Origin of the sequence: Agrobacterium sp. AGB01 (genome assembly GCF_014851585.1) — a bacterium.
Taxonomy (GTDB): domain Bacteria; phylum Pseudomonadota; class Alphaproteobacteria; order Rhizobiales; family Rhizobiaceae; genus Agrobacterium.
The window spans coordinates 150,915-176,268 of record NZ_JACVAB010000009.1; the positions used below are offsets into that span (position 1 = coordinate 150,915).

General features: G+C 57.9%; 26 protein-coding genes and 1 riboswitch. Of the genes, 17 read left to right on the forward strand and 9 right to left on the reverse strand.

The annotated features are described in order from the left end of the window. Window positions 1-60 precede the first annotated feature (60 nt). From IB237_RS24500 to IB237_RS24520, 5 genes are all read right to left on the reverse strand, one after another. On the reverse strand, window positions 61-438 hold the full coding sequence (locus IB237_RS24500) for a response regulator (protein WP_192491357.1): 378 nt from the start codon (window positions 436-438) through the stop codon (window positions 61-63). Next, window positions 438-2,444, reverse strand: a complete 2,007-nt coding sequence (locus IB237_RS24505) for a GAF domain-containing protein (RefSeq protein ID WP_192491358.1) — start codon at window positions 2,442-2,444, stop codon at window positions 438-440. Before IB237_RS24505 ends, IB237_RS24500 begins: the two co-directional genes overlap by 1 nt. Before the next feature lie 243 nt (window positions 2,445-2,687). After that, window positions 2,688-4,028: an FAD-binding oxidoreductase gene (locus tag IB237_RS24510; protein ID WP_192491359.1), complete on the reverse strand. Its 1,341-nt coding sequence runs from the start codon at window positions 4,026-4,028 to the stop codon at window positions 2,688-2,690. A gap of 201 nt (window positions 4,029-4,229) precedes the next feature. Then, window positions 4,230-5,000: a hypothetical protein gene (locus IB237_RS24515; RefSeq protein ID WP_192491360.1), complete on the reverse strand. Its 771-nt coding sequence runs from the start codon at window positions 4,998-5,000 to the stop codon at window positions 4,230-4,232. Beyond that, window positions 5,000-5,551 carry a Panacea domain-containing protein gene (locus IB237_RS24520; protein WP_246788288.1) on the reverse strand — a complete coding sequence of 184 codons (552 nt, stop codon included), beginning with the start codon at window positions 5,549-5,551 and terminating at the stop codon, window positions 5,000-5,002. Before IB237_RS24520 ends, IB237_RS24515 begins: the two co-directional genes overlap by 1 nt. A gap of 712 nt (window positions 5,552-6,263) precedes the next feature. Between IB237_RS24520 and IB237_RS24525 the strand changes: the two genes are divergently transcribed. The 3 genes from IB237_RS24525 to IB237_RS24535 all read left to right on the forward strand — a co-directional run bounded on the left by IB237_RS24525 (window position 6,264) and on the right by IB237_RS24535 (window position 8,745). Further along, a complete protein-coding gene (locus IB237_RS24525; RefSeq protein ID WP_192491361.1) occupies window positions 6,264-6,419 on the forward strand; it encodes a hypothetical protein in 156 nt (51 codons plus the stop codon). Between the two features lie 207 nt (window positions 6,420-6,626). Further along, the gene (locus tag IB237_RS24530; protein WP_192491362.1) at window positions 6,627-7,076 is read left to right on the forward strand and encodes an Rrf2 family transcriptional regulator; all 450 of its coding nucleotides are present in this window, start codon (window positions 6,627-6,629) and stop codon (window positions 7,074-7,076) included. Window positions 7,077-7,284: 208 nt separating this feature from the next. Next, complete coding sequence (locus IB237_RS24535; protein ID WP_192491363.1) at window positions 7,285-8,745, forward strand: hypothetical protein; 1,461 nt, start codon at window positions 7,285-7,287, stop codon at window positions 8,743-8,745. 12 nt (window positions 8,746-8,757) lie between these two features. Here the strand turns inward: IB237_RS24535 and IB237_RS24540 are convergent, their stop codons facing one another. Continuing rightward, entirely contained in the window at window positions 8,758-9,660 is a 903-nt protein-coding gene (locus IB237_RS24540) for a LysR family transcriptional regulator (protein WP_192491364.1), read from the reverse strand. 125 nt (window positions 9,661-9,785) lie between these two features. On the opposite strand from IB237_RS24540, the gene IB237_RS24545 reads away from it, so the two are divergent. From IB237_RS24545 to IB237_RS24555, 3 genes are all read left to right on the forward strand, one after another. Continuing rightward, the gene (locus IB237_RS24545; RefSeq protein WP_192491365.1) at window positions 9,786-10,982 is read left to right on the forward strand and encodes an MFS transporter; all 1,197 of its coding nucleotides are present in this window, start codon (window positions 9,786-9,788) and stop codon (window positions 10,980-10,982) included. A gap of 1 nt (window position 10,983) precedes the next feature. Next, window positions 10,984-11,994, forward strand: coding sequence for an alpha/beta fold hydrolase (locus IB237_RS24550; RefSeq protein ID WP_192491366.1), 1,011 nt, complete (start codon window positions 10,984-10,986; stop codon window positions 11,992-11,994). Between the two features lie 157 nt (window positions 11,995-12,151). Further along, entirely contained in the window at window positions 12,152-12,805 is a 654-nt protein-coding gene (locus IB237_RS24555; protein WP_192491367.1) for an oxidoreductase, read from the forward strand. 439 nt (window positions 12,806-13,244) lie between these two features. On the opposite strand, the gene IB237_RS24560 is transcribed toward IB237_RS24555, so the two are convergent. Then, window positions 13,245-14,015, reverse strand: a complete 771-nt coding sequence (locus tag IB237_RS24560; RefSeq protein ID WP_192491368.1) for a nucleotidyltransferase domain-containing protein — start codon at window positions 14,013-14,015, stop codon at window positions 13,245-13,247. Continuing rightward, window positions 14,015-14,434, reverse strand: coding sequence for an Rrf2 family transcriptional regulator (locus IB237_RS24565; RefSeq protein WP_192491369.1), 420 nt, complete (start codon window positions 14,432-14,434; stop codon window positions 14,015-14,017). Before IB237_RS24565 ends, IB237_RS24560 begins: the two co-directional genes overlap by 1 nt. A gap of 194 nt (window positions 14,435-14,628) precedes the next feature. On the opposite strand from IB237_RS24565, the gene IB237_RS24570 reads away from it, so the two are divergent. After that, window positions 14,629-15,606 carry an alpha/beta fold hydrolase gene (locus tag IB237_RS24570; protein ID WP_192491420.1) on the forward strand — a complete coding sequence of 326 codons (978 nt, stop codon included), beginning with the start codon at window positions 14,629-14,631 and terminating at the stop codon, window positions 15,604-15,606. Between the two features lie 33 nt (window positions 15,607-15,639). Here IB237_RS24570 and IB237_RS24575 read toward each other — a convergent pair whose 3' ends face one another. Beyond that, on the reverse strand, window positions 15,640-16,569 hold the full coding sequence (locus IB237_RS24575; RefSeq protein WP_192491370.1) for a DMT family transporter: 930 nt from the start codon (window positions 16,567-16,569) through the stop codon (window positions 15,640-15,642). A gap of 25 nt (window positions 16,570-16,594) precedes the next feature. Here IB237_RS24575 and IB237_RS24580 point away from each other — a divergent pair, with 25 nt between their 5' ends. The 10 genes from IB237_RS24580 to IB237_RS24625 all read left to right on the forward strand — a co-directional run bounded on the left by IB237_RS24580 (window position 16,595) and on the right by IB237_RS24625 (window position 25,321). Further along, a complete protein-coding gene (locus IB237_RS24580) occupies window positions 16,595-17,152 on the forward strand; it encodes a helix-turn-helix domain-containing protein (RefSeq protein ID WP_246788275.1) in 558 nt (185 codons plus the stop codon). A gap of 54 nt (window positions 17,153-17,206) precedes the next feature. Next, a complete protein-coding gene (locus IB237_RS24585) occupies window positions 17,207-17,836 on the forward strand; it encodes a GNAT family N-acetyltransferase (RefSeq protein WP_371815399.1) in 630 nt (209 codons plus the stop codon). Between the two features lie 189 nt (window positions 17,837-18,025). Then, window positions 18,026-18,217: riboswitch (cobalamin riboswitch) on the forward strand. 93 nt (window positions 18,218-18,310) lie between these two features. Next, entirely contained in the window at window positions 18,311-19,141 is an 831-nt protein-coding gene (locus IB237_RS24590; RefSeq protein WP_371815400.1) for an NAD(P)H-dependent oxidoreductase subunit E, read from the forward strand. A gap of 14 nt (window positions 19,142-19,155) precedes the next feature. Then, window positions 19,156-20,652, forward strand: a complete 1,497-nt coding sequence (locus IB237_RS24595; RefSeq protein WP_192491373.1) for an ABC transporter substrate-binding protein — start codon at window positions 19,156-19,158, stop codon at window positions 20,650-20,652. Window positions 20,653-20,654: 2 nt separating this feature from the next. After that, window positions 20,655-21,572, forward strand: coding sequence for an ABC transporter permease (locus IB237_RS24600; RefSeq protein ID WP_210324086.1), 918 nt, complete (start codon window positions 20,655-20,657; stop codon window positions 21,570-21,572). Beyond that, window positions 21,569-22,357: an ABC transporter permease gene (locus tag IB237_RS24605; protein ID WP_192491374.1), complete on the forward strand. Its 789-nt coding sequence runs from the start codon at window positions 21,569-21,571 to the stop codon at window positions 22,355-22,357. Before IB237_RS24600 ends, IB237_RS24605 begins: the two co-directional genes overlap by 4 nt. A 98-nt stretch (window positions 22,358-22,455) precedes the next feature. Next, on the forward strand, window positions 22,456-23,070 hold the full coding sequence (locus tag IB237_RS24610; RefSeq protein ID WP_192491375.1) for a TetR/AcrR family transcriptional regulator: 615 nt from the start codon (window positions 22,456-22,458) through the stop codon (window positions 23,068-23,070). Window positions 23,071-23,157: 87 nt separating this feature from the next. Continuing rightward, on the forward strand, window positions 23,158-23,970 hold the full coding sequence (locus IB237_RS24615) for a crotonase/enoyl-CoA hydratase family protein (protein WP_192491376.1): 813 nt from the start codon (window positions 23,158-23,160) through the stop codon (window positions 23,968-23,970). A gap of 82 nt (window positions 23,971-24,052) precedes the next feature. Then, window positions 24,053-24,538, forward strand: coding sequence for a cytochrome b (locus IB237_RS24620; RefSeq protein WP_192491377.1), 486 nt, complete (start codon window positions 24,053-24,055; stop codon window positions 24,536-24,538). Between the two features lie 201 nt (window positions 24,539-24,739). Next, window positions 24,740-25,321, forward strand: coding sequence for a TetR/AcrR family transcriptional regulator (locus tag IB237_RS24625; RefSeq protein WP_192491378.1), 582 nt, complete (start codon window positions 24,740-24,742; stop codon window positions 25,319-25,321). The last annotated feature ends 33 nt before the right edge of the window (window positions 25,322-25,354 follow it).

Genomic DNA, 25,354 nt, shown 5'->3' on the forward strand with positions numbered 1-25,354 from the left:
CAACAATATTAGAAGGCCGCTATGGACGGTAAATCCCTTGCGCGCGGGTGGCGGTGTTTGTTACGCCGCCATTGCTTGCAACTGCGCTGTCACGCGGTCAACGTCGTAGGGTTTTGAAAAGAACACGCTGCGTTCAGGTAGATCGTCATCGGAAACCTTGCGATGGCCGGAAACGATGATGATTTCCACCGGTGGCCAGCGATCGCGCACCATGGCCGCCAGCTTCATGCCATCCATGCTGCCAGGCATATCAATGTCCGTGAACACAATGCGGATGTCTTTGCGCGCGTTGAGTATCTCGATGGCCTCATCGGCATTGCGCGCCTCGACCGCTTCAAAACCTGCTTCTTCAACAAGGTCGACAGCTGCCATCAGCAATAGCGGTTCATCCTCAACAACAAGGACGACATTTTTCTTGGGCGGATTAAATGTACCCATTAGTGTTCGGCCTGTTGGAGTTGGTGTAGCGTCGCTTCCATTCGGAGAACGAGTCCAGATGACTCATAACGAACGTCTACCTTGCCTGTTCCACCAAGGCCCATTTTAATCAGCTTTGATCCAAATCCGGCCTTGTCAACGTCGTGCACCGGCGGACCGCCAATCTCCTGCCAGTCAAGGTGGAACGTCGTGTTCTCGCCTTCACCCGTCAGGTACCAGCGCAGCACAACCTTACCTGTCGTGTTCGACAACGCGCCATATTTGATGGCATTCGTCGTCAGCTCATGCAGCAGCAGGGAAAGCGATAGCGTGCCCTTGGGACCAAAGGTCAGGTCTTCGCCCTGCAGCACCACACGGTCACGCACGGACAGCCGGTCGAACGTCCGTTCCATCACCTGTACGATGGCGGCGCTGCTCCAGTTGCGCTCAAACAAAACATCATGGGCGGTACTCAGCGCGTGAACGCGGCGCTCAAAGGCTTCCACATATTGCCGTTCCTTGACCGGTCGCAGGGTCTGCGTGGCAATGGCCAGAACCATGGACAGTGTGTTTTTCAGCCGGTGGCCCATTTCCCGGTGCAACAACTGTTGCTCAGACTCTGCCCGCACACGCGCAATCGCCGCCTGTATGCGGTCGCCAAAGCTGCGCACAAAGGCAATTTCTTCATTCGACCACTGGTAGGGCCGATCATGGTGCACGAAGACGACAAGGCTGAAATTGCCCTGGTCGATAACCGGCACATTGACCAGCACCCGAATGCCCAGATCAAGCAGCGCTTGTGCGTTTGCAGCGGTGCGTGGATCCTGCGTCACATCAGGAATGACCACAGGATTGCCGATTTTCAGATCGTTGATAAAGCTGCCATAGGCCCGGAAATGGTGCAGGCCGGTCACGGGCGTAATGCCCGGTGCGGTCCATTGCGGCTGCATCAACACGGTCTCATTGACAGGGTCTACTATGCCAAAACCGGCGCGCGTCGCATCTAGGGCTTTGGCCATCAGGTCTGCGGCGGCGGATGCCATGGACTCGATGTCGCTCAGTTGTGTCAGCCTGTCACCCAGGTCCAGCAGCGCCTGTATGCGCGCTGCCGCACGGCGCGTCACTGTGACATCCTTGACCGCACCGATCATTTTCACCGGCAGGCCGTTTTCGCCGCGAATGAATGTTGCAGTCCGGGAAATCCACCGCAAACCAACCGGCGTATTGATGCGATATTCCACATCAAGTGCTGCCGAGCCATCGGCGCGGTTGGCCTGTGTCGATTGCGTGCCCTGATCGTCAGGAAAAACCATCTTCTCAAACACGGACGTTGGATATGACCTTGCCGGAGGCAGATGAAAGATACGGTAAAACTCTGGGGATGCGCGCAGTTCGTTGCGCGTCAGGTCAATCTCGAAGGTGCCAACACCACCAGCCTCCTGCGCGGCAAGCGTTTCTTTCGCCGCACTGCGCAAACTGGCCGTAATGCCTTTTTGGCGGCGAAACAGGTCATCCTTGCGCTGGGATAATCGACGCGCCTCAAAAAGCGCAATGACCTGCGAGGCAAGCGCCTGCAGGCCGTCGGCCTGTTCCTCGTCTAGTCCTTCAGGCCGTATGACCGTATCGATCACACACAGGCTGCCAATGATAATTCCGTCTGGGGTAATCAGCGGGGCGCCCGCGTAAAACCGGATGAATGGTTCGTCCGTAACCAGCGGGTTGTCCTTGGTGCGCGGATCGGCCGTCAGGTCGGGTATTTCAAGCAATTCGCGGCTGAACAGGGCATATTGGCAGACAGATCCTGCCATTGGCGTCTCGCAGGGTTCAAACCCGACACGGGCTTTGAACCACTGCCTGTTTTCTTCCACCAGACTGATCAGCGCAACGGGGGTGCGGCAAATGACGCGGGCAATCTGCACAATGCCATCAAACTCCGGTTCTGGTGGAGTGTCCATGATGTCATAGGCTTCAAGCGCCTCAATTCTCTCATGCAGATCGGTCTGGTCATCATAGTTGGTCTGTCGCAAGGCACTCTCGCAGTCACGTGGTTAACCTATCTGTGCAGTTCCAGGACGGTTATTATCGCTATCCTTTGAGAGTGAACGCTGCCCATCGGGTTGATGAACGGACACTGGCAATTAAAGTTCCTTCGTCCCGCATAAAATTTTCGTAAAAACAATCCCATATGCCCGCGGCCGGACAAGCTGACGGGGCAGGGAACTCACGCATCGTGTTCACTGCGCTGACAGTTGCTGCTCAGGTCTGTAATCTTACAGTGCCGGGCCGGGGCGGATGGTATTTCCCGGTGCAAACCGCGACAGGCGGAAGCGGTGCAGGTTATGGCCGGTTTCATTGCCCTGAATAAGGTCTGCCATTACCCGCCCAATGCCCGGGCCAATGCCAAAACCATGGCCGCTCATGCCCGTTGCCACAAACAAGCCGTTGATTGTCGCAACCCGGTCAACCACCGGCACCACATCCGGCATCGCATCAATCATGCCCGCCCATGTGGTTTTCAGTCTGACGGGTTTGGCCTGCGGAAACAGCGTGTTGAAACCACGCTCTATCGCCTGTAGTTCACGCTTGCCGGGGGCAGGGTTCAGCACCCGCATCCGCTCAAACGGGCTTACCGCATCGGCCGCCCAGTCGCGCGGCGTGGTCCAGGCATCGGGATATCCTGATGGGGCCATCGGCGCATATCGTGTGCCAAACGGGTGTGCCTTGAGTGCCGGCATATATTTGCTGGCATGGCGAAACGCGTCCGGCCCAACATACAGCAGGCTGCTGCCGCCGGCTGCCAGCGTGTAACCACCATCCTGCCGCCGACGAAAGGCAATGTCATCCTCTGCCACTGCACCGGCATGCAGTTCCGGCATCGGTTCGGTGGCCGCCACCGTTGCCCGCACGCTCAGCTGCGGAATGGACACGCCGTGTTTGCGCAAAAACAGCGATGACCATGCGCCACCGGCCACCAGAACGTTGGATGTCTCTATCTTGCCGTGCTCGGTCCATACGGCTTTGACGCCGCCCGCAGCCGTATCAACTGCGCGAACCGCACAGTTTTCGATGATGCGAACACCCCGGCGCACCGCCAGCCGCGCCAGCGCCGGAACGGCCAGCCATGGCTCGGCTCGCATGTCGGATGGTGTCACCATCGCACCGGCAAAATTGCGCGCCATGCCAGGTATAATCTGCCGCACCGCTTCACCGTCAATCAGCCGCGTGTCGAGTGCGTGGGCGGCGGCAATCTTCATGAAGTCTTCAAAACCGGCCATGTCCTTAGGTGTGCGTGCCAGATAGGTGACGCCGGTCTGCTGCAAGCCAATGTCTTCGCCGCACTCCTGCGCCAGTTCTTGCCACAGGCGGCAGGCTTCCATGACAATTGGCAGTTCGTCTGCATCGCGGCCTTGCTTGCGGATCCAGCCCCAGTTGCGGGAGGATTGTTCCGCCGCAATGCGCCCCTTTTCCAGCAAGGTCACCTCAATGTTGTTGCCGGCCAGATAAAGCGCGGTCGACACGCCAATCACCCCGCCACCGACAATCACCACCTCGGATTTCTGGGGGATAGGGCCAGAATGCTGAACCGCATCGGCCTCGGAGAACGGGAACATCGCGCTTTTCCTGGATCAGAGTAATCACCAATCCTTAGCGCTGTGCCATGGGGTGTTCAAGGTGGGGGTGTGAAAGGGTAGGAACTGCCGCCGGAGTCCAAAGTTCCAATGCGTTTTATTTCTTCACTGAACGTGTCGAAATATCGCTCGCTATTGCAAGCGCCGCTTGAGAAACATTCGAGCGATCGTGCTTGATTTGACTCACTCGTCAAAAAGGTCTCTAGAGCGAGGCGTATGATTAGACGGTCCCTCACGTCTCGTGCGCTCAACTTCCTCAGCCATTTCTTTCAGCAAGATTTGCCGAACCAACTCTCGCGACTGCAAGAAAATCTCCACGGCTTCATTTAACTCATGTTCTCCCAAGAGATTATAATCTCCTCGGTTCCAAACTTCCGCTGTTCGCTTAACTTCGCCGCTCCGATCCCCTTTGGGAAAAAATAGAAATTCTGCGGGTGAGTTCTGATAGTCGGTAAGAGACAGGAACGCATCTTCATAGATTGTTACAAGCAGTCGTCTTTGAAAATCAGTGAGGTCGAGCTGACTCCAGCCACATACAAATAGTGGCACAAACTGTCCTTGTTCTCGAATAACACATAGAGGAGATACAGGAACCGCAATATCTCTAGACACGCGAAACCATTCTTTTTCGAAGTCGATAAAATTATGTGAAGCATAACGACGCTCTAAGTCATGCTCAAAAAATGATCTGACCAAATCCTCGTTTTGTTTTCGACCGGCCGGCGCGCCTGAGCGTGCCGCCACAGCTATAGCCGTCTCTAGGTTTATGCCAAGCTGGATACGGTCCTTGATCGCAGTATATCCAGCTGAGTAGGTGAAAGGTGGAGAGCCTTTTACAAATGAAATGATAGACTTGGTAGTGCTTATCACATCACTTCGAACGAACCGTACCCAGTTTGGGCCAGATGGAGGTCTGTCGAGCTTAGCAAGTAGCTTCACATAGTTGGATGCCATTAGTGCTTTACCGTCCTTTCATACCAGCCCTTGATCGCCTCGTCAGATATCTTCATCGAGGCGTTCGTTTTCGTTTCATGATTCCAGGTTTGATCCCAAGGACCACCCTCGACGTGGGATTGGGCGACCAAGGCGCCCGGGGTCATAGAAGTGTACTTGCTTACGAGTTCTGAAAGGAATTCTTCTTCCTCTTTACTGAAGTGCCACTGCGCATTCTTCTTTTGACCGGTTTCCGGGTCAAGGTATTTGGCTCTGCTGCCAATTGGTGCATCGCCCCATTGCTTGAACTCTCGGTACAGTTCACGAAATACAGGTCCATAAGTCCATGCTTCAATTTTCGCCGAAACTAACGGACGTGAAAACGCAACTAGAAAATCAGCATGCAGAAAGTACACAATTTTATTAATGTGCAGATTTGAGACGTCTCTACCGTCTTTCTCTGCGACATCTAAGACGAAGTTAGCAATCGCGCGAACATCATACATAGCTCTTATTACTTCATTCTCTGTTTGTTCACAACTGTTTCGCACATTTTCCCCAAGTTTCCCCATGTTGTTCACTGAAAATACCCGTTTCGGTCGAGCACGATTGGTGGTCTGAGTGTAAATGTACTCGTCATCTTACTTAATTTACTAATCGCCAAAAGACGTCAGTATATCTTTTGTAACTATGTTTTCGCCAGCGATTGACGTTCCGGATGCAGCGACGAACATGAGCCGTAATAAAATACTGCTAGTTCCACGTACTTGATCGCCCTTGCCAAGCGATCGTTCGTGTTTAGGAAATGCAGATAGAAACGGGGTATTATAACCTATTTCGAAACTCAAGATAGTTACCAAGCCAAATCCCATGCCCCTTTGTGTGCAAGCAACGCACCGCAGATGTTTGATTGTATTCGCGGCGCGCTCGCTGTCCATTACATGACCCATTGCGACTGACGAAAAGGCCTTTATCCTGTTGCTACAGCACGTCCTCGCCATGCGAGTTCACAAGAGGAGGGGGGGCGGATGCAGCATTTGCCGGAAATAGGTTTGGCTTTTGGTGCCTTTGCGCTGGGCATGTTCAGCCCCCGATCCTAACAATCTCTCGGTCATTGGCATGTCGATGGCAGTCAGCCGCAAGGCGGGCATTGCCCTTGCGCTTGGCATTTCGTCAAGCCTCCAAACCCTGCCTTGGGCCGGGTCATTTCTCCAGGCGATCAAGGGGTGATTTGCGTTCAATGCAGAATTGTCTACCCTGGCATGGTGCAAATTGGAGGTGACGATGAGACAGTTTTTACCTGGTCTGGTTGGCGGTTTGTTCGCTGGCGCAATCGTTTGGATCGCTCAAAACATGGGCGCGACGTTTCTGGTTGCCGCCATTCTGGCAGCCATCGGAGGATTTCTGGGCACCGTTGCTGGGCAGAAGTTGCAGCTTTAAGAGCGACGTTCATCTACCAAGGTTAGAGCTTGATCCGGCATCACCGATTGGTGACAGCCGGCTTTGTTTCACCTGCGAGTGACAGTCTCGAAACCTGTCGCTCAAAAAGGGTGGTCAGTTCCAGCCCCTCACGACACATTTGCCGTAACGAAACGGTCCATCCTGTGGTATGGCAAGATTCACAGGGCAGAAGATGAGGCAAGCCAGATGAGACAGGACAGCCGGTTGTCGCGCATGTTGCATGTGTTGATCCACATGGGCAGGCACAAGGGCGTCATGACATCGGACATGATTGCCACCATGCTGGATGCCAATCCGGTTGTCATTCGCCGCACCATGGCAGGCCTGCGTGAGCAGGGGTATGTGCACTCGGAGCGTGGCCATGGCGGCGGCTGGACATTGGCGCGGCCGCTGGAAGAACTGACGCTGCTGGATATTTACCGCGCTGTGGGCGAACCCTCGATTTTTGCCGTCGGCCCGGCCTATGACATGCCCGGCTGCCCTATTGAAAAGGCCGTCAACGCCACGCTGGAAGATGTATTTTCCGATGCGGAAAAACGCCTGATGGACCGTTTTGCCGGCGTCACTCTGGCTGACATTGCCAAGACATTTGTTGCCCCTGAAGGCGCGCACCAGGACCAGTCCTGCAGCGCGTGATCTGTTGAGCCTGATCAGGGCGCGGTAAGCAAGTTTTAGCCAAAAAATAAAGATCGCCACTGGAACGAATTTTTGCGATGTATGGTTGTGCCTGTCCGTGCGTCACATCTTGATGTGAAGTTCGGTAAAGCGCAGCTGGCTGGGAAATCATTAATTTCCGGGAACCGGCCTTTGATTGTCGACTGTTGTCAGAGAGTGATGCCCGCAGATGTTACGCAATATCTTTTCCCGACTGCTCAATAAAACCGAGCCAGAGGCATCGGAAGGCCCGTCCGCCCATGACTTTGACAGCTGGAACCGCATTGGCCGCGCCAAGGCGCTGAATGTCTGCGCCGCGCTGGAGGCCATCATCGATCTCGATGAAAGTCCCGACGAAGATCTGGTAGAAGACGAGCGCGATGAAGAATTTGCCGATGCGGTGCTGGATGAGGTTGTCGCGCTGAATGCTGCCGGCCACTGGCAGCGGGCGCGGGAACGTTTTGACCCTGCCCACACACCTTTCACCTCGCATATGGGCGATGTTGGCCTGCATGCTGTCGTCATCCTGGGGCCGGACGCCTTTCTGGTGCGTCTGGATGATCAGGTGCTGCATATTGATGGCGGCGAGATCACCGAAGTGGATGGCGCCACCATGGCGGCAATTTCGCGCAACCGCCGCTGGATTGTTCTGGCCACCGGGCAGGGCCTTGCCATTTCCGAGGGCTTTGACCCCGCCACACAAGAAATCACCCCATGGCCTGAAGATATCGAGGTCGATGCCACAACGGTGCGTTGCCTTGAAATTTCAGATGATGGCAAAAGCGTTGTTCTGGCCAGTGATGAGTTCGGCATCTGGCTGTTGCGCGGCAGCGACTGGACACTGCTGGCGCCACGCCCCGGCCATGTCGACGAAGACGACGAAGACGAAGATGATGATGCCGGCGCAGACGACGCTGAAGCTACGGCGGATGAGGCCGAAGATGGCGTGCGCAATGTCGGCTCCGATGATTGCCCGGTTTACATAGGCAGCTACAAGGACATCAAGGCCAAGTTCGGCGGCCCGCTGGGCATTGATGTCAGCCACGTCGCAATCTCGCCAGATGGGCATTACGTTGCCTATGGCTGGCAGGATGCTTATGGCGGTCATTATGTCGAGCGCATCACCGAGACCACCATTGAACCGCATGGCCGCATCGAGGCTGAGAGCGATTACCCCTATAATCTGCGTTTCACCGATGACTCCAAAAGCCTGCTGTCAAACTCCCGATACGGCTCCAGCGGCGTTACCGTCTGCCGCGATCTGGCGTCACTGAAGGGTGACAATGACGAGGAAGAGGACGAACCGCAGACAACGGACGATTATCTGCGCGCCTATGGCATGACGCAGCTGCCCGGCGAAGTCTATGGTCTGGGTGAGCCGGTGGCGTGGATTGGCGGCGCAGGCTGGTCGCATGCCGCACCACTTAGCGGTGGCAAGCCGGTGTTCACCCAGTTCCTCGGCTCTGCCTTGCGCGGATTTGATTTCGATCCGGTCAGCGGTCGTGTCGCCGTTGCCAGCGCATCCGGTGTGCTGCATGTGCTGGACCCGTTTTCCGAGGCGCAGCCCGGCCGCGAACGCGGGTACCATCCGCGCCGCGAAGTGTTCCGCTGGATTTTCTGGGAAACGCTGGAAACCCCAATCCGCTGGTAACTTCGGAACGGTTCAGATCCAAGGCGCGCCATTGGCCCAATCGGCGCGCAACATCTCCACAAAGCGCCGCACCTTGGGCGATACGTGGCGCCGCGTCGGGTACACGGCGCAGATTGGCGTTTCCTCGCGCACATAATCCGGCAGCAGCGCTATCAGCCGACCTTGCCTGATGTCGTCACCGACAAGAAATTCACCCAGCTGCGCCACGCCAAGCCCGGCCAGAACAGCATCGCGTATCGCTTCGGTATTGCTCAGGCGCAGCGCGCCTTGAACGCTGATATCGCGGGCCACGCCACCCATCTGGTAGCGCCATGGCACCAGCCCGTTGGCATAGGTGAACACGATCTTGTCGTGCTGGGCCAAGTCATCCAGCGTGCGCGGCAAACCACGTCGTTCCAGATACTCCGGCGTGGCACACGTTACCAGCCGGTGAGGGGCCAAAACCTTGCGGATCAGGCCGCTATCGCTTGGTCCGCCAATGCGAATGGCCACATCGATACCGTCTGACACAAGGTCGCAATAATCATCGGAAAATGAGACATCGGCCTCCAGCTCAGGCCAATCCTGCAAAAAACGCTGCAGTACTGGCAGCACGTGCAGCCGGCCAAAGGCGGTCGGCAGATCGATGCGCAAACGTCCCTTCGGGGTCTGGTTACGCTCGGCCAGCGTTGCCTCAGCATCGTCCACCTCGCATAAAATCCGCAGCGCATGCTCGTAAAACAGCTTGCCCTCATCGGTCAGGCTGGCGCTGCGCGTCGTGCGCTGTATCAGCCGTGTGGCAAGGTTTTCCTCCAGCCGCGTTATGCTTTTGCCAACCGCAGAACGTGTCACGCCCAGCCGTTCGGCCGCGCGGGTAAAGCTGCCGCTGTCGGCCACCCGCACAAACGCCAGCACATCGCCAAAATGATCAAGCATTGTATCCGTTTCGTCCCATGTCTTGCCCTGTGTGGCCACTTTATCGGTTTTTCGGAACCAGTAAACAGCGTGTCTTCAACGGCGCGGCATCTTCGCCGCGTAAAGCGCAAAGGACAGGCAGGCTCATGCAACCGCATATTTCAGATCAGGCAAAAGGCGGCGGCTGGCCCGCCGTGTTAACGGTGGGGCTGGCCACATTCTCCGTCGTCACCACGGAAATGTTGCCCGTGGGGCTAATGACCTCGATATCAACGGCGCTGGAAACTTCTGTCGGTACAGCCGGCCTGATGATTTCGTTGCCCGCGCTGCTGGCGGCGCTGTTTGCGCCCTTTGTTCTGCTGGTGGCTGGCAGTGTGGACCGGCGACATATTCTGGCCGGGTTGCTGGCACTGCTGGTCGCCGCCAATGTTGCCTCGGCCCTTGCGCCCTCCATGGGCTGGCTGTTGGCGGCACGGGTCATTGTCGGTTTCTGCATGGGCGGCATCTGGGCCATATCAGGTGGTCTGGCACTGCGGCTGGTGGCAGGCCATGCGGTTGGCACTGCAACCGCCATCATCTTTGGCGGGGTGGCCGCTGCCTCGGTGCTGGGCGTGCCCATGGGCGCCGTGATTGGTGATTTCGCCGGCTGGCGCGCTGCCTTTGCCGCCATGGCCGTGTTCAGCGCCATTGTGCTGGCGCTTAACCTCTGGGCCTTGCCCGCACTGCCCATTCGCCAGTCCGTCAGCCTTGGCCAGTTCAAAACCCAGCTGTCGCGCCCGGTTGTGGTGTTTGGCCTCACCATCACGCTGCTTCTGGTGACAGGGCATTTCATGGCCTACACCTTTGTCAGCCCCGTCTTGCGGATCGTCTCGGGTGTGAAGCTGGAATGGATCGGCGCGCTGCTGTTTTTATATGGGGCCGCTGGCATTGCCGGAAACTTTCTGGCCGGCATGGCCGCTATCAGCCACATCAGGCTCACGCTTCTGGCCATCTCGGCCGGACTGATTGTCGCCATGTCAGGTTTCGTCTGGCTCGGCGCAACGCCGGCCAGCGGCGCCACCTTGCTGCTGCTCTGGGGCGTGGCCTATGGCGGCGTGTCCGTCACCCTGCAAACATGGATGATGAAGGCGGCACCATCAGCCATTGAAATTGCCTCGGCGCTGTTTGTCTCGGTGTTCAACATTGGCATTGCCACCGGCGCCTTTATGGGCGGGCAGGTGGTTGATAGGGCCGACCTTGTTACCAATATGGCGCTGGCAGCCATCTTGCCCGCGCTGGCGCTGCTGGCCACCCTTGTTTTTCCACCCTCGTTCCTCGACGCAAAACCCATCTGTGAGCACTGACATGTCCCATGACATCTTTGAACTGGGTGACATCACCCTGCAGTCGCGCCGCACCATCCGGCAGGCAAAACTGGCCTATAAAACCTTCGGCACGTTGAATGCGGCCAAGGACAACGCCATCATCTACCCCACATCCTTTGCCGCAAGCCATGATGACACCGCCTGGCTGGTTGGGCCGGGCAGGGCGCTGGACCCTGCGAAATATTTCATCATCGTGCCTGACATGTTCGGCAATGGCGTTTCCAGTTCGCCCAGCAACACACCGTCACCAACAGGTGATGCCAGGTTTCCTCACGTTACCATCCATGACAATGTGCAGCAGCAGCACCGGCTGGTGTCGGAACATTTCGGCATCACCAAACTGCACATGGCCATTGGCTGGTCGCTGGGTGGTGCGCAGGCTTTTGAGTGGGCGGCGGCCTTTCCTTGTATGGTCGAACGGCTGTTCACCTTCCAGAGCGCAGCGCGCACCTCGCGCCACTTCCATCTGTTTTTTGACAGTGTGCGTGCGGCCATCGAGCTGGATGCAGATTTTCATGGTGGCTTTTATGTCAATCCGCCGCATCGCGGCCTGCGGGTTGCCGCCCGCATCTATGCGGCATGGGGTTTTTCGCAAGGCTTTTTCCGGCAAAGGCTGGATGAGACGGCGCTGGGTTACGCGTCGCTGGAAGACTTTCTGGTCGATTTCTGGGAAGGCTGGTTTCTGAAGCGGGATGCCAACAACCTGCTTGCCCATATCTGGACTGGCCAGCACGCCGATATCAGCGCCAATGTCCGATATGGCGGCGATCTCGATAAGGCGCTGGCTGCGATCACGGCAGACACCATCATCATGCCGTGCTCCAGCGACCTTTATTTCCCGCCGGATGATGCCGCTTATGAGGCGGATAGGATTGCCAGGGCCGAACTGCGCATTCTCAATTCAGCTTGGGGCCATGTGGCCGGCGAAGGTTTAAACGATGCCGACACCGCCTTCATCGAACAGGCAATCCGGGATCTGCTCGCTCGTTAAGGGGCATGCCGCAAGGTAACATCCGCTTACGGCAGGTTGCCCGCACTTGCCGGATTGCGCGCTGCAACCTACCTTCCACTCCACGCGTTTGGTGGTCTGCCTGTAAAACAAGCGGACCCAAGACAAACGGGCCTAAGATTGGCGAGGAGAAAACGGCATGGCAGAAACATCAGGCGATGGCCTAACGGTGCTCATTGTTGGTGCCACCGGGCTGGTCGGCAGCCATGTGCTGCAACTGGCGCTGGAGGACCCCGCCGTGACCAAGGTCATTGCACCGACCCGCCGTCCTCTGCCGCCACATGAAAAACTCCTGTCACCGCAGGTCGACTTCAACCAGCTGCCAACCGAGGCCGACTGGTGGCGGGCGGATGCGGTTATTTGCACGCTCGGCACCACCATCAAGGCGGCCGGTTCGCAGCTGGCCTTCCGCAGGGTGGATCATGATTACCCGCTGGATGTGGCGCGTCTCGCCAAGGCTTACGGCACCTCCACCTATGTGCTGACCTCGGCCATTGGTGCGGATGCCAAATCGCGGTTCTTTTACAACCGCGTCAAGGGTCAGCTGGAAAAGGAACTGGAAGCGCAGCGCTTTACATCGCTCACCATCGTGCGCCCCGGCATTATCGGCGGTAAACGCGCTGAATTTCGGCTTGGCGAACGGGTGTTCCTGCATGCCATGCGGCTCATTGGCCCGCTTCTGCCGCGCCAGTGGCGCGTCAGCCCGGCCGATAACATCGCCCGCGCACTTCTGACCGCCGCCATTTCTCAAAAACCGGGCGTGCATATCATCCCAGCCAGCGAACTGGCGTGAGGCTTGTATGTTTATGTAGGCACCTCATGCCTTGTGCTTGCTGTGGGCATCCAGTGCCGCGCGTCTGCGCGGCGAAAGGCTTCTTTTCATCCCAAAGACTTGGGCTGGCCTGGATCTCTGTGACAAGCACAGAGATGAGGGGGAGTATGTTGCACTGAACGACATAGGATAGCGTTCATGGGTTGGGATCGTGCCCTACCTCTACCCTTGTGGGAGAGGAAGAAAAATCATCATCTTAGCTTGCTACGTGACAGATTTTTCAGGTGAGGGGTCATGTTCTGCCGCATCTCGATCCGCCCACACGACGTCATCCTCGCCTTTGTGGCGAGGATCCAAGCCGGTGCCAAATATGCAACGTTTTTAGACTCTCGGGACAAGCCCGAAATGACGATGTTCTGGGTGAGGGCGGAAACGACCTGTGAAACATCGCTTCAGCGTTTTAGCCCAAGTTCCTGTTCTGCGCGGCCATCCAGTCGACAAATGACTGCAGCCGCACGGTAAAGGCTGCAGGTTCATCCTGCGGTGTCAAAGCCTGCGTCAGAAAATAATCGATATCGTCACGCCTGAACGGAAAACGGTCGCGCAAGCGGTTGGCATGGGCATCCAGCGTATCCGGCCAGTCGATATCCTCATGATGCCGCAAGACATTGGTGGAGCGGATCAGTTTGCGTGATGCCTCACGCATCAGTCGGGCAGCCGTACTGTGTGAAATGTCTCCGCTCAGTGATGTACGGTAGTGGCCGAGAACTCTCTCGAAGTCTCCATTCACCGCCAGCGCCAAGTGCCGCGACGGGCGAAACAACCCGATACCAAGCGTCAGATCTTCCCCTAGGAGACAGCGGCAGTGGTGTCGCAGCCAATATTTCCAGGCTATGCCGGCCTCTGACGGCAAAACCTCACTTAGCAGGCCGATGTCGAAGTCGATCTTGCTCGCCACCGGATAGGCGGTCTCTGCCTCACGGCGTATCTGTTCAAGGTCTGCCGCCTCCTCGGAGGTGGGTGCGGCGTGCAGGATGATGGAGAGATCAAGATCAGAGCGCCCGGCAACGGCTTGGCCCGTGGCAACACTGCCATAGACATAGACGCTGTGAACGCAAGGAAGGTTTGTGGGCGAAAGTTGCTGGCAAATATGGTCGAGCAGCGGGCGAAATGCCTCCTGAAAGGGTGGTGTGACAACCGTCTGGATAAACCCGTTCTGATCCACACCCATCACGTCACATCCAGCGCCGCGCTGCCAATCTGCGCAAGGGTCGTTGCGGCATAGGCCTCCACCAGCCGTGCCTCGGCTGCCGCATGCGCCGCCTCGATCACCCTGTTGGATGCGCGTTCCACCGGGCAGGACGGGTGGTCTTCAGAGGTTGGTGCGGTCAGAATATTGCCGGCGGTCAGCGCACGTTGCACGTCCAGCACGGTAATCTCGTCGAGCGGTCGGGTCAGTTTCCAGCCGCCACCACGGCCACCTTCAGACTCCACAATGCCATGTTCGCGCAGCGCACCCAGCGTGCGGCGCACCACCACCGGGTTTGTGTTCAGCATCTGGCCAATCCGCTCGGAGGTTTCCCGGCCACCCAGCAACCCCATGTGAACCAGCACGTGCAACATTCTGGCAAGCCGACCGTCGGTTCTCATGAATGGCCTTTTCTGAAACAATAAAAGTTACGGTATATTGACATCCGACCTAACGTGTAACATTTATTGTTACGCGATGAAAGGATATGTGCATGTACCGTCGCCACTTTCTGCTGAAGGCGATGGCGCTGCTTACCACCGTTTCCGCACCCCATGCCCAGCCGCTTTTGCGGCCAGCCGCCAAGGAGCAGCCGATGATCGAAAAAACCGTAAATACCCGCACCATCAGCATCAGCGTGCTTGAAGCCGGCGAAGGCCCGCTGGTTATTTTGTGCCATGGTTTTCCCGAGACAAAACGTGCCTGGCGGCATCAGGTTACGGCACTGGCGAAGGCCGGTTACCGCGTCGTGGCACCGGATCTGCGCGGTTATGGCAAAACCGATGCGCCAGCGCGTGACGACCAATATAGCGTGGTGCATGCGGTGGGTGATCTGGTGGCACTGCTGGATGCGCTGGGAGAACAGCAGGCTGTCCTTGTCGGCCATGATTGGGGTGCAACCATCGCCTGGCAGGCCGTGCTGATGCGGCCGGACCGTTTTCGCGCCGTGGCGGCACTCAGCGTTCCCCTCATGGGCCAGCCGCCCGTGCCGCCATCGCAGATTTTTCCGCAAAATGAACAGGCGCTGTTTTACACCCTGTATTTTCAGGAGCCGCAAGGCGCGGAGGTCGAGTTTAACCGTGACGTGGCGCTGACACTGCGCAAACTTCTGTTTGCCGCCAGCGGTGAGGCGGGGCCGCGCAAGGCAGGGGATGCGACACCCAATCCATTCGGTATGGTGGACCGCAAGTCAGGGCTGCTGCCCGGCCTGCCAGACCCGAAAACTCTGCCGTCCTGGCTGCCGCAGGAAGAGTTCGACCAGCTGGTTCACGCCTTTGAAAAAAGCGGCTTTACCGGTGGCCTCAATTATTACCGCAATCTAGACCGCAATTGGGAACTGCAACAGGCAAACATCGGCCAGATGGTCAGCATGCCGGCCCTGTTTATGATCGGCGAACGGGATACCGGCCTCAGCATTCCCGGCATGGATCAGATCATCGCCGCCATGCCGTCTCTGGTGCCGGGTCTGCGCGGCAGCCATGTGCTTGGTGGTGCGGGTCACTGGCTGCAACAGGAAAGGCCCGAAGAGGTATCGGGCCTGTTATTGGACTTTCTCAATACACTGGAAAACTGAGGTTTTTCCCGCTCCAGATGTCATGCAAACGGCTTATGGCGTCGGCCTGACGCCATCATCGTCAGGCAGCGGCGTGTCGTCCTGTTGTTTTTCAGCGGCCTTCAATTCGCTGACGATAACACCAGCGACGATAAACAATGCGCCCAGCAGTGCCAGCGGCGGCAGCCGGTCGCCAGCCATGCGGCCAATAATGCCGCCCCACACCGGTTCCCCGGCATAGATGATGGCGGCGCGAGAGGCCGACACGGTTTTCTGCGCCCAGTTCATGGTGAACTGGATCAGCGCGCTGGCCACCGCCAGTCCGAGGGCCGCCGTCAGCCATACCCATGAAAAGTCGGGAATTCCTTCGCCAAACAGCGGCATGGCAAGGAAGGAAAGGGCGCTTGCCACAAAACACTGCACCACGGAAATACGGCCGCTATCCACCACCGTCGCAAACCGGCTCATCAGCAATATCTCAACGGCAATGGCAAAGGCACTCAGCAAGGTGGCAATTTCGCCAGCCCCAAGCCCGACATGCAGCGCATCCGGCCCGGCAATCATCACAAGCCCGGCAAAGGCCAGCGCCACGCCAACAAGCGTGGTGGTTTTCGGCGGTCGTTTCAACACCAGCCATTGCAGCAGCGGCACCAGCGGCACGTAAAGCGCCGTCAAAAAGGCCGATGTGCTGCTGTTGACCGTCTGCAAACCAAAGGTCTGCAGGGAAAACACGATGAAAATCGACGTGCCGATAACCGCGCCGCCACGCAGCTCAGTCAGGGTCAGGTGCCGCATGCGCTTGCGGAAAATGACCAGGCAAATGGCAGCAGCGCCCAGAAACCGCAGGCCGACAAAAAACAGCGGCCCGGTATGGCTCATGGCAGTGTGAATGATCAGGAATGTCGCGCCCCAGATCACGGTAATGGCGATCAGCGCCAGCTCCTGGCGCGAAAAAACCAGCTTGTATTTCGAAAGTGTGTGCATAATAATACGCAATATGAGCAATATAATGCACAGTCAAGATGACCCATCCGATGTTCTCGCCCATGTGGCCGCCAATCTCCGCCGTTACCGTGCTGATGCGGGCATGAGCCAGGAAGCACTGGCCCAGGCCTCCGGCCTCAGCCGCCGCATGATCAGCAATCTCGAAAGCGGCGATACCAATATCAGCCTCAGCAAACTGGCCTCGCTATCGCGTGCGCTGGGTGTCGGTTTTGCGGCCATGGTGGCAAATCCGGCCGCCAGCACCACCAAGGTTGAGGAAATTGCCTGGCGCGGCGCAACGCGCAAAAGTTTTGCCGTGCTGTTGGGCACGGCGCCAGCCCGCAGCCTTGCCGAATTGTGGTCCTGGTCGATCGATGTTGGTGATACCTATCAGGCAGAGCCTGATCCCGTCGGCTGGTATGAAATGATATCAGTGTCGGCCGGTCGCCTGCGCATCAACAAACAGGATGGTTCGGTGGTGGTCAAAGCCGGGGACTTCACCATTTTCGACAGCGCTCAGCCTTACTCCTATGAAAATATCGGGGATGAGGTGCTGCATTTTACCCGCGTGGTGGTCTGCTAAACGCAAGCCCGACCCACCCAAATTCCTGCCTTCCAGCATATATCGAGCATGATCATGAGCACCACAAAGACCTTCACGCCATCAGGCTATTCGCATGTCCAGCCGGGACATATTGCCAGTGTCGTCACCTGTCTGGAAATGACCGAAAACCCTGATGCGGCGGAACCGTCCTTTGCTGGTGACATCCGCCTGGACCGTGTGGAAAAGCCAAATCTGGAGGCGTATCGCACGCTCTATCGAAAGATTGGTGCAGAATGGCTGTGGTTCTCGCGCCTCATCATCAGCGATGAAAAACTGGCCTCGATCATCGGCCATGAGGACGTCGAGGTCTATGTGCTGCGTGATGGTCAGCAGGATATCGGCCTGATGGAACTTGATTTTCGTCAGCCGAATGAATGTGAACTGGTGTTTCTGGGCCTGACCGAGGAAGTAACCGGCAAGGGTCTTGGCCGCGCGCTGATGAATGCGACGCTGAAACGTGCCTGGCAGAGGGATATCCAACGCCTGCATTTGCACACCTGCACGCTGGACCATCCCTCGGCACTCGGCTTTTACCTGCGCTCCGGTTTCCGGCCCTATGCTTTTCAGGTGGAAACGCAGGCCGATCCGCGCCTGACCGGCCACCTGCCACTGACGGCCGCACCGCATGTGCCGCTGATCCAGCCGCAACAGCAGAAGGGCTAACGCCTGTCACCCGACCTTGCCCTTGTCACACGGTTGCGAGGGGCAGGGGCTGGCTGTGCATTCACCACCCAACGCCCTTGTCATAATAATCAATCATGTTATGTAATAACGTAACTTGGTTATCTGTTGGTCCATCCACTGCCCGTACCAAAGCGCGGCTTGGTAACATTGACAGTGACATTTGAACGTGTAGCTTGTCTGCGTCATGGTTCTTCCACTTCTGGGTGGAAGCTAAGAGGGAATTCGGTGCGAAACCGAAGCTGTCCCGCAACTGTAAGCGGTTAGCCGTTTGTCCAACATGTCACTGGCAGAAATGCCGGGAAGACGGACAACGGCATTGACCCGCAAGCCAGGAGACCTGCCTGACGAGATACGATTCCGTGGTCGGGGTGTGCCACAGGAATGAGTGTGTGCGCGGCTTTCCTGCCAGACATGCCTTCATTTTTGCTGCCTCCTGTATTTGAGATTTTGGCAGTGAATGAAGACGTAAAACACCTGATAACCCCACCCATGCGCCCGTCACGGCGCGCCATTCTTCTCATTGCAAAGTCTGCCTTTGCCGCATCTCCACATCTGGAAATGCAGCGCCTTGCCGAAAAAATGGCTGAACATATTGCTCTGTCACATCCCGGAGACATCGTGCAGTTTGCCTTTACGGAGCAGGGCACGCCCTCGCTGCGCGAGGGGCTGTTTTCCCTGCTGGAACAGAAGCTTGACTACATCACCATCCTGCCGCTGGTTTTGCCGGTCGAGCCGAGTTTCCGCAACTGGCTGGTCAAGTCGCTGAAGCGCTGGCGCGCGTCAGCCACCCAGCCATGGCCCGAAATTTCCATCACGGGTGATATTGCCTCTGCCAGCCAAATGCTGCCGCTGATGAGCGAGCTTCTGGAACAGGCGCAGGCGCAGGCGCTGGAAACCACGCCCGGCAAGGCGGTCGTACAGGAAGGGTCGCTGGTGCCCGCGCAGAAATACCGCGTTCTCGTCTGTTCCGGCGGTGCCTGCAACAGCGCAGGCGCCGACACGATCTGGAACCACCTTCGCAACCAGCAGGAACGTTTGAAACTGCGCGTCACCGGTGCTGGCACCATGACGGCCAAATCCACCTGCCTTGGGCCGTGCAATCTGGCACCGGTGCTGCAGGTGTTTCCCGATGGCACCTATTACGGCGGCGTGACCGAACAGGCGGTCGATGACATCATTTCAGGGCATCTGCTCGGCAGCCCTGAACTCGGCAACCATGTGGTCGAGACCCATGCCTACCACCCAACAGGCCGCAAGCAGCGGCTGCGTATTCCCCAAAACTGATCCGAGGAGATAAAATGTCATCCAAATTCCTGTCGCGCCTTGGTGCGACCTGGTTTGCCACCGCCGTCATGTCCACGGCGGCTGCCTGTTTTGCCGCAGAGCCGCTGCGCGTTGGCGCAACCTACATCACCTCGGGCACCGATCCGGCCAAGGGTTCCAATGGCTGGGCACTGACTAGCCACGGCGTAGGCGAAAACCTGTTTACCGTTGACCGTGATGGCAAGCTGGTGCCGGAACTGGCTGACAAGGCAGAGCGCAATGACGATCTGTCCTGGACAATCACATTGCAGCCCGGCCGCGCCTTTTCAGACGGTTCGCCCGTCACCGCCAAGGCGCTGGCCGCCGGATTTGACAATACCTTCGCCAACAACAAGGCGGCGCTTGCCACCGGTGGCAAGTTGAGTTTTGCAGCGGTGGATGACCTGACACTCAAGGTCACGACGGAAAAGCCGGTGCCTTACATTCAGGCGCTGTTTGCCGAATGGCCACTGGTGGCCTACACACCGGCGGCCAATGGTGAAGCGCTGTATACCGGCCCTTACAGCATTGCCGCCTTCAAGACAGATGCCTCGATCACCCTTGCACCCAACGCCCATTTTGCCGGTGCAGACAGCCGTTCGCCGGTTGAGTTCCGCAAGTTTGGTGACGCGCAAAGCATGACGCTGGCGCTGGAATCCGGTGAACTTGATCTGGCCTTCGGCCTGCCGTCAGAAGTCGTCAGCCGGCTGAAAACCAACCCGGACCTTACCATCAAGTCTTTCCCGGTCGGGTATCAATATCTGGCATTCCTCAACACAACCCGTCCGCTGCTGGCAGATGTCAAAGTGCGCCAGGCGCTTGATCTGGCCTTTGACCGCACCGAACTGGCAGCCGCCATCAATGGCGGTGAACCTGCAACCGGCGCTTACGCCGCCTATTTTCCCTTTGCCGGTAAAAATGCCCGCGTGACCGATCTGGACAAGGCCGCGGCGCTGCTGGAGGAGGCGGGCTGGACCAAGGGTTCCAACGGCAGCCGCGAAAAGGACGGCAAGCCACTGCGCCTGCTGGCCATTACCTATCCGCAGCGTCCTGACCTCGTGACCATGCTGCCAGTCGTCAAGGCGCAGCTGGCACGGGTCGGCGTGGAGCTTGATACGCAGGTCGTCGAAAGCATCCAGCAGGTTGCTTCGGCAGGGGATTTCGATATTGCGCTGTGGGCACAACATACCGCACCAAGCGGTGACCCGGCCTTCTTCCTCAACTCGATGCTGCGCACCGGCGCGTCGCTCAACTACGCCAAATATGCCTCGCCGGAATTTGACGCCATTCTCGACCGCTTCGCGTCGGAAAGCGAACCGGATGCCCGCGTCAGCATTGCACTGGATGCGCAGGACAAGCTGTTTGAGGACGTTCCGGCGTCATTCCTTGTCTCACCGGTCTGGTATGTCGGTGTGTCCAAGCGGCTGGAAAACTATCAGCCCTGGGGTTCGGACTACCACGTGCTGCGCGCCGATATTGGCGAAGCGAAATAGACATGAACCTGATCTGGCCCTGCATCAGATCAGCCATCGGGCTGGCGGCGATTTCCTTCGCCGCCTTCGCCATTATTTCCACAATGCCGTCTGACCCCGTGGCCATTGCCGTGCATGTCTGGAACCTGCCGGCAACAGAGGCAACATTCGCTGCCTTGCGCGCAGAATGGGGGCTGGATCAGCCAATTCCGCTGCGCTACCTGAACTGGCTGCAAGGGTTTGTTGTGGGCGACTGGGGCCGGTCCTTCCGCACGGGTGAGGCGGTATTTTCCGAGTTTGCCGCGCGTCTGCCGGTCTCGCTGTTCATGGGCCTGTCGGGGCTTTTTCTCGCCATGCTACTTGCCGTGCCGCTTGGCTTTTTTGCCGCGGTCAAACCCGGCGGCATTGTCGACAGGTTCAGCCGCAGCCTGTCGGTGTTCGTGCAGGCCGTTCCGGCCTTCTGGGCCGGACTGGTGCTGTTATGGGTGCTGGGCGTGCAATTGAAGTGGATCAGACCCTTCGCCAACGACACGGCCTCGATCGTCCTGCCCATTTTGTTGATTGCGCTGCATTCGGTTGCCGTACTGGCGCGGGTCTACCGCCATGATCTCAGGCAAACCGCAACCCTGCCATTTTACGTCACCGCTTTGGCCAAGGGTCTGTCACCCCGTCAGGCGCTGTGGCGCCACGGCCACCACAGTGCGCTTTACGCGCTGCTGTCAGCGGCTCGCTCCGAGGCCGGTTGGGTCATTGGCTCCACAGCAACCATGGAAATCCTGTTTGGCCTGCCGGGCATCAGCCAGTTCTTGGTGCAAAGCATTGCCGCACGTGACCAGATGGTGCTGCAGGCCTATGTCGTGGTCATTGCGCTGTGGATGCTGCTGATGAATGCGACCGCACGCCTTGCCATGGAATATCTCGATCCGCGAGCCCGCCTATGATCCGTTATCTGTTGCTGGCGCTGATCGCTTTGTTTTTCGTCACCGGTGGCCTCTGGCAACCGCATGATCCGGATGCCGTCAATATTCTGGCCCGCCATGCCAGCGCAAGCAGCCAGCATATTCTCGGCACCGATCATCTGGGGCGGGATCTGTTTTCGCGCATTCTGGCCGGTGGCTGGAGAACCGGCTGCGTCATCTTTGCCGTCGCCTCCATCGGTTTTGTTGTCGGCAGCATTCTTGGCACCACCGCCGCCATTCTGGGCGGCTGGCGTGAAAGCATTCTGCTGCGTGCCTGCGAATTTTTCATCATGGTGCCAACGCTCATCGTGGCGCTGACTGCCGCCGCATTGTTTGGCCTGTCACCGCTTAGTGCCGGCATGGCATTGGGGCTGGCAGGCATTGGCCCGCATTCGCTGCTGGCCCATTCGCTCAGCAAACGGGTGCTGGGCCAGCCCTTCATCCTGGCGGCACAAAGCCTTGGCGTCTCACCGGCCAGAATGATAACCTGCCACCTGCTGCCCAACACATTACCGCTGATGTTGACCTATGTCGGCAATCAGGCCGGCCTTGCCATCGTTGCCTATGCGGCGCTGGCCTTTATCGGCCTTGGCGCAGACCCATCAAAACCCGACTGGGGCTCCATGCTGTTTGAATATCGCGTCTTCATCTTCGACCATCCAATGTTGATGATCTGGCCGGGCATCGCCATTGCCATCACGGTCTCGGTGTTGAACTGGACCTTCGATAATTCCGAAATGGATCAGAAACGCCGCCGCCATATCTGATGCTAACCGAAAAATCGGCCAAAGGTCTTGCTTGACCGCCCATCATCTGGCGGCTTCAATCCCGGCTCACATCTTGTGTGTTGCAGGGGAATGTCCCAATGAAACCGACCCGTGAACGATTGCTTGCTGCGGCTGGAAAGCTGTTTCGCGCCGAAGGTATCCGCGCCGTCAGCGTGGACGCGGTGGCGGAAAAAGCAAAGGTCACCAAGCGCACGCTCTATTACCATTTTCGCAGCAAGGATGACCTGATTGCTGCGCATCTGCAGGCGCAGGATCAGCCGAACCTCGACCTGTTCAAACAGTGGTTCGATGCCGGGCAGGGCGATGTCGCCGCGCGGGTACAGGGCATTTTCACGCAGCTGGCCAGCACCGCCAGACACCCCAAATGGAAGGGCTGCGGTTTTCTGCGCACCTCGGTAGAGCTGATCAATCTGCCCGGCCATCCCGCCATTGTCGCAAGCCGCGCCCACAAAAAGAAGGTCGAGAACTGGCTGCGTATCGAGCTGGAAACCATTCACTCGCCAGCCCAGGCGCAAGAACTGGCACGTCACATCGTCCTGCTGCTCGACGGTGCCTTTTCCGTGGCGCTGCTGCACCGCGACGCGACCTATCTGGAAAGTGCCGGTGTCGCCGCCGCACAGCTGATCCGCCACGGCGCCGTAAACCAGTCCAACACCGGGAGTGAGGATTCAAGGGTCCAACAGCCCATGTGAAGGCCATCCATGTATACCGTGCAGTGAATATACATAGCAGTTCACAGGCGGCATGATTTCCTCCAGCCATTGCCCAAGGAGGACGACATGTCAAACCTGCTACTGTGTGAAATCAGCGACCATATTGCCACCCTGACGCTGAACCGCCCGGAAAAGCTCAATGCCCTGAACTATCAGCTGATTGATGCGCTGCTGGCAGCGCTTGACCGAATGGAAACGGATGATGATGTCAGAGCCATCATCCTGACCGGGGCAGGCGACCGCGCCTTTTCCTCCGGCGGTGACATCCATGAATTCAGCAAGAGCGTGGCGCAGGGCGTGGAAACCGCCATGCGGGATTTTGTAGCGCGTGGCCAGCGCCTGACCGCGCGGCTGGAAGCGTACCGCAAGCCGATCATCGTTGCAGTCAACGGTCTTGCCTTTGGCGGCGGCTGCGAAATTACCGAGGCCGCACCCTTTGCCATTGCCAGTGACCGGGCTCTGTTTGCCAAGCCGGAAATCAAACTCGGCATGCCACCGACCTTTGGCGGCACACAAAGGCTGTCGCGTCTGGCAGGCCGCAAACGCGCAATGGAACTGCTGTTAACCGGCGACAGCTTCACCCCGCTGCACGCGCTGGAACTGGGACTGGTCAACCGCGTCGTTGACCATGACCAACTGTTGCCGGTGGCACGGGAATTTGCTGAAACCATCATGCGCCATTCGCCGCTGGCCATCTCCGCCATTCTGGCCGCCGTGACGCGTGGCCTTAACCACAGCATTGCCGAGGGCCTGCTGGTCGAGGCAGAACAATTTGCCCGCGTTGCCCCGTCGGATGATCTGCGCGAAGGGCTGGATGCATGGATCGCCCGCCGCCCGGCCGTTTACAGCGGCAGATGGCGTGGGCGTCAGCCTGGTTGATTTGGTTGCAACCCGTTCAGCTTCGTGTCAGCCGCATCAGTCACCTCTGCAATACAAGCAGTCGTTCCCCGGAAACACGCCCATGCGCAGTTACTCAACCGTCCAGAAACTTCTCCACTGGAGTGTCGCAGCCCTTGTCGCCTTTAATCTGTTGTTGCCGGATGGCATGAATGCCTGGCACCGTTTGGTCAAACACGGCCAGGTGCCACAACCCGCAGATATATCAGCGGCCAATATTCATGCGCTGGTTGGCATTGCCATTCTGTTTCTGGTTGCGGTGCGGCTTGCCATCCGCATCACATCAGGCGTGCCGCCACAGCCACGTGGCCAACCGCCCATCATTCACCGGCTGGCAGGGCTGGTGCATGGTCTGCTCTACGCGCTTTTGTTTGCCATGCCGATTTCAGGCATGATGGCCTATTACATGGGCATTGATGTCGCCGGCACGCTACATGCCGAGGTACTGAAAACAGCCCTATGGCTGCTGCTCGGTGCCCATGTCGCAGGCGCTCTTGCCCAGCATTTCTATTTCAAATCTGACGTCTTGCGCCGCATGACTGTGTCTTGAGTGCATCGGCGCAGGGTTGCGCTGCCGTGCTGCCCCCACCAAGGCACGGCAGCGCAACCTGAACCTCGTGACCACCTGAACATGTTTCAGTCCACCAGCCCATCCGGCCAGATCAGTGTCGCGCCATCAATGCCCGTGACAGAATTCAGTGTCCCAAAAATAATTATTGACAGATGTGTCAATAATGCCTAGTTTGATTCTATGGCGAGACCAAGAGAATTCGACCGCGACGCGGCGCTGGACAAGGCATTAAGGGTGTTCTGGGCAAAGGGATTTGCCGCGACATCGACCGATGATCTGCGCGAAGCCATGGGCATCGGCCGCCAAAGTCTTTATGGCGCGTTTGGTGACAAACGTACGCTTTATCTGGAGGCGCTGGACACCTATCAGCGCCGCACCAATTCCGGCCATGTCAGACGGTTGACACAGCCTGCGTCACCCATTGAAGGCATCGAAGCCTTGCTGGCAGGCTTGGTCGCCGATGATGATGCCGAACGGGCGCTGGGCTGCATGGGCGTTGGCTCGGTGGGTGAATTCGGCGTGACGGATGAGGCGCTGAACACCCGCCGGCAAAAGGTCGGCTCATTGCTGCACCAACGCATCAGAGAACGCGTGGAAGAGGGGCAGAAACTGGGAGAACTGGATCAAAGTCTCGATGTCGACCAAACGACTACCTTCATCCAGATGACGATGACGGGTATGCAGTTGGCAGCACGCGCTGGTTCATCTCTCGATGATCTCAAGGGCATGGCACGTTTTGCTGTTGCCCGCCTGAAACCCTGAAAAACACCTCTCTAGGACGAGAGGTTTTATTTT

What these genes read in the sequence shown, in the direction of transcription:
- IB237_RS24510 (WP_192491359.1), bottom strand. Translation starts at nt 4,028, where the DNA reads ATGTTCCCGTTCTCCGAGGCCGATGCGGTTCAGCATTCTGGCCCTATC.
- IB237_RS24560 (WP_192491368.1), bottom strand. Translation starts at nt 14,015, where the DNA reads ATGGGTGTGGATCAGAACGGGTTTATCCAGACGGTTGTCACACCACCC.
- IB237_RS24595 (WP_192491373.1), top strand. Translation starts at nt 19,156, where the DNA reads ATGTCATCCAAATTCCTGTCGCGCCTTGGTGCGACCTGGTTTGCCACC.
- IB237_RS24520 (WP_246788288.1), bottom strand. Translation starts at nt 5,551, where the DNA reads ATGGGGAAACTTGGGGAAAATGTGCGAAACAGTTGTGAACAAACAGAG.
- IB237_RS24540 (WP_192491364.1), bottom strand. Translation starts at nt 9,660, where the DNA reads ATGCTTGATCATTTTGGCGATGTGCTGGCGTTTGTGCGGGTGGCCGAC.
- IB237_RS24565 (WP_192491369.1), bottom strand. Translation starts at nt 14,434, where the DNA reads ATGAGAACCGACGGTCGGCTTGCCAGAATGTTGCACGTGCTGGTTCAC.
- IB237_RS24550 (WP_192491366.1), top strand. Translation starts at nt 10,984, where the DNA reads ATGTCCCATGACATCTTTGAACTGGGTGACATCACCCTGCAGTCGCGC.
- IB237_RS24545 (WP_192491365.1), top strand. Translation starts at nt 9,786, where the DNA reads ATGCAACCGCATATTTCAGATCAGGCAAAAGGCGGCGGCTGGCCCGCC.
- IB237_RS24585 (WP_371815399.1), top strand. Translation starts at nt 17,207, where the DNA reads ATGAGCACCACAAAGACCTTCACGCCATCAGGCTATTCGCATGTCCAG.
- IB237_RS24625 (WP_192491378.1), top strand. Translation starts at nt 24,740, where the DNA reads ATGGCGAGACCAAGAGAATTCGACCGCGACGCGGCGCTGGACAAGGCA.
- IB237_RS24580 (WP_246788275.1), top strand. Translation starts at nt 16,595, where the DNA reads ATGCACAGTCAAGATGACCCATCCGATGTTCTCGCCCATGTGGCCGCC.
- IB237_RS24600 (WP_210324086.1), top strand. Translation starts at nt 20,655, where the DNA reads ATGAACCTGATCTGGCCCTGCATCAGATCAGCCATCGGGCTGGCGGCG.
- IB237_RS24575 (WP_192491370.1), bottom strand. Translation starts at nt 16,569, where the DNA reads ATGCACACACTTTCGAAATACAAGCTGGTTTTTTCGCGCCAGGAGCTG.
- IB237_RS24555 (WP_192491367.1), top strand. Translation starts at nt 12,152, where the DNA reads ATGGCAGAAACATCAGGCGATGGCCTAACGGTGCTCATTGTTGGTGCC.
- IB237_RS24605 (WP_192491374.1), top strand. Translation starts at nt 21,569, where the DNA reads ATGATCCGTTATCTGTTGCTGGCGCTGATCGCTTTGTTTTTCGTCACC.
- IB237_RS24610 (WP_192491375.1), top strand. Translation starts at nt 22,456, where the DNA reads ATGAAACCGACCCGTGAACGATTGCTTGCTGCGGCTGGAAAGCTGTTT.
- IB237_RS24570 (WP_192491420.1), top strand. Translation starts at nt 14,629, where the DNA reads ATGATCGAAAAAACCGTAAATACCCGCACCATCAGCATCAGCGTGCTT.
- IB237_RS24500 (WP_192491357.1), bottom strand. Translation starts at nt 438, where the DNA reads ATGGGTACATTTAATCCGCCCAAGAAAAATGTCGTCCTTGTTGTTGAG.
- IB237_RS24615 (WP_192491376.1), top strand. Translation starts at nt 23,158, where the DNA reads ATGTCAAACCTGCTACTGTGTGAAATCAGCGACCATATTGCCACCCTG.
- IB237_RS24620 (WP_192491377.1), top strand. Translation starts at nt 24,053, where the DNA reads ATGCGCAGTTACTCAACCGTCCAGAAACTTCTCCACTGGAGTGTCGCA.
- IB237_RS24515 (WP_192491360.1), bottom strand. Translation starts at nt 5,000, where the DNA reads ATGGCATCCAACTATGTGAAGCTACTTGCTAAGCTCGACAGACCTCCA.
- IB237_RS24530 (WP_192491362.1), top strand. Translation starts at nt 6,627, where the DNA reads ATGAGACAGGACAGCCGGTTGTCGCGCATGTTGCATGTGTTGATCCAC.
- IB237_RS24535 (WP_192491363.1), top strand. Translation starts at nt 7,285, where the DNA reads ATGTTACGCAATATCTTTTCCCGACTGCTCAATAAAACCGAGCCAGAG.
- IB237_RS24525 (WP_192491361.1), top strand. Translation starts at nt 6,264, where the DNA reads ATGAGACAGTTTTTACCTGGTCTGGTTGGCGGTTTGTTCGCTGGCGCA.